General features: G+C 41.9%; 3 protein-coding genes. All 3 read left to right on the top strand.

Annotated features, from left to right (window positions below; all coding sequences use genetic code 11):
• Positions 1 to 421: recombinase RecA family protein (locus AC075L_RS06900; protein ID WP_476387419.1), on the top strand; the 421-nt coding region annotated here is incomplete at its 5' end.
• 2 nt (positions 422 to 423) lie between these two features.
• Positions 424 to 1,011 (top strand): regulatory protein RecX, encoded by a 588-nt coding sequence (locus AC075L_RS06895; RefSeq protein WP_179976131.1) that lies wholly within the window; start codon positions 424 to 426, stop codon positions 1,009 to 1,011.
• A gap of 174 nt (positions 1,012 to 1,185) precedes the next feature.
• On the top strand, positions 1,186 to 2,220 hold a 1,035-nt coding region (locus tag AC075L_RS06890), incomplete at its 3' end, for an Rnase Y domain-containing protein (protein ID WP_476387418.1).

The following is a 2,220-nucleotide window of genomic DNA, read 5'->3' as shown; positions in this document are numbered from 1 at the left end:
TCTGAAATTTTATTCATCTATCCGCATGGATGTCCGCAGAGTAGAGACATTGAAACAGGGCGGTGAGATGGTGGGAAACCACACCAGAATCAAAGTTGTGAAGAATAAGGTGGCTCCGCCGTTTAAACAGGCAGAATTTGATATTATGTTCGGAACCGGCATTTCCAAAGAGGGAGATATTCTTGATCTGGCAGCGGAATGCGGAATTGTAAATAAGAGCGGTGCATGGTACGCATATAACGGAGATAAGATCGGACAGGGACGTGAAAATGCGAAGATTTTCCTGAAAGAGCATACAGATATCTGTGATGAGATTGAGAAGCAAGTCAGAATCCATTATCATCTTCTTCCGGATGAAGAAGGACAGGCCAAAGAGCCGGTGCCGGCAACAGGTGATGCACCGGATGCTTCTGAGGAGTGATCATGGGGAATTCATCCGGAGATCTGAGAGAATTTCTCAGGAATGCAGAGGCTTTAAAGAGACAGACTGTACAGAAACAACAGAAAAATTTAACGGAAGAACCTGAAGAATACAGAGACGCAAGGCGTAAAGCCATGCGTCTCTTAGAACATATGGATCGGACGGAGAAGGGATTGAGAGAGAAATTGCGTCAGGCGGGATTTACCAGTCAGGCGGTTGATCATGCTCTGACATATGTTGAAGCCTATGGATATATAGATGATGAACGATATGCCAGAACTTATATTGCATACAGAATGGATACAAAGAGCCGGCAGAAGATCATCCGGGAACTTATGGGAAAGGGAATAGACAGGAAAACAGCGATAAATGCATGGGAGGAAGAGGCTGCCTTAAATATGCCTGATGAAAAAGAAATCCTCTATCGAACCATAGAAAAGAAATATTCGCCGGATACTGAGCTGGATGAGAAAAAAATGCGTCGGCTCTATGGTTATCTTGTGAGAAGAGGATTTGGATATTCAGACATTGCAGATACTCTTGAGAATATGAATATCAGACTTGTACATACATATTCGGATGAATCATAGTATACTCCATTGTATGTATATTGCAAAATATATTACTGAGAACAGAACGAACAGTAATTAAATATAGGAAAAATATTCAAACAATTATCCTGAAAAACTTGACATAAGTATGAAAAAAAGATAAACTTGTATTGTTGTATTTGTACAATGAAAACTAAATAAGGAGGTGCTCCTGTGACAACAACAATTATTGTTGCAATTGTCGCTGTGGTAGTCGCGCTACTTATTGCAGTTCCTGTTACTTGCAAAGTCGCTGTGAACAATAAAATCCAGAAGGATGCCGAGATTGTTGGGACAGCAGAAGACAAAGCAAGAAGCATCATAGATGAAGCTCTGAAAACAGCTGAGACTAAAAAAAGAGAAGCTTTATTGGAAGTGAAGGAAGAATCTCTCCGTACAAAAAATGAACTGGAGAAAGAAACCAAGGAACGAAGAAACGAACTGCAGAAATATGAAAATCGTGTATTAGCAAAAGAATCCGCGGTTGACAAGAAAGCAGATGCAGTTGAGAAGCGTGAAGCGGAATGCACAGCGAGAGCAGCTGAGGTGCAGAAGAAAGAAAAACGGGTAGAAGAACTTGAGCAAAAAGGAGTACAGGAACTGGAACGAGTTTCAGGTCTGACCTCCGAACAGGCAAAAGAAGAATTACTCAGATCCGTTGAAGATGATGTAAAAGTGGATGTAGCCAGACTTTACAGGGAATTGGAAAGCAGGGCAAAGGAAGAAGCTGGTAAGAAGGCTAAGGAATATGTTGTCAATGCCATCCAGAAATGTGCAGTTGACCATGTAGCTGAAACTACCATTTCGGTTGTTCAGCTTCCGAGCGATGAGATGAAAGGAAGGATTATTGGTCGTGAAGGCCGTAATATCCGTACTCTTGAGACACTTACAGGTGTGGATCTTATTATTGATGATACACCGGAAGCAGTTGTGTTATCTGCTTTTGATCCGATCCGTCGTGAAGTTGCACGTGTAGCTCTTGAGAAACTGATCGTAGATGGACGTATCCATCCGGCCAGAATCGAAGAGATGGTTGAGAAAGCCCAGAGAGAAGTAGAAGCGCAGATTCGCGAAGATGGTGAGAATGCAGCTATGGACGTTGGAGTTCATGGTATTCATCCTGAATTACTGAAACTTCTTGGACGTATGAAGTTCCGTTCAAGTTATGGACAGAATGCTTTAAGACATTCTATTGAGGTAGCTCAGTTA

The sequence above is a fragment of the Blautia sp. ZXY-1-B12 genome, assembly GCF_056339915.1.
Note: the sequence above shows the minus strand (reverse complement) of the source record. Positions and strands in the feature narration are given on the sequence as shown.

Excerpts from the sequence above, each read along its gene's own strand:
- AC075L_RS06895 (WP_179976131.1), top strand. The coding sequence starts at position 424 with ATGGGGAATTCATCCGGAGATCTGAGAGAATTTCTCAGGAATGCAGAG.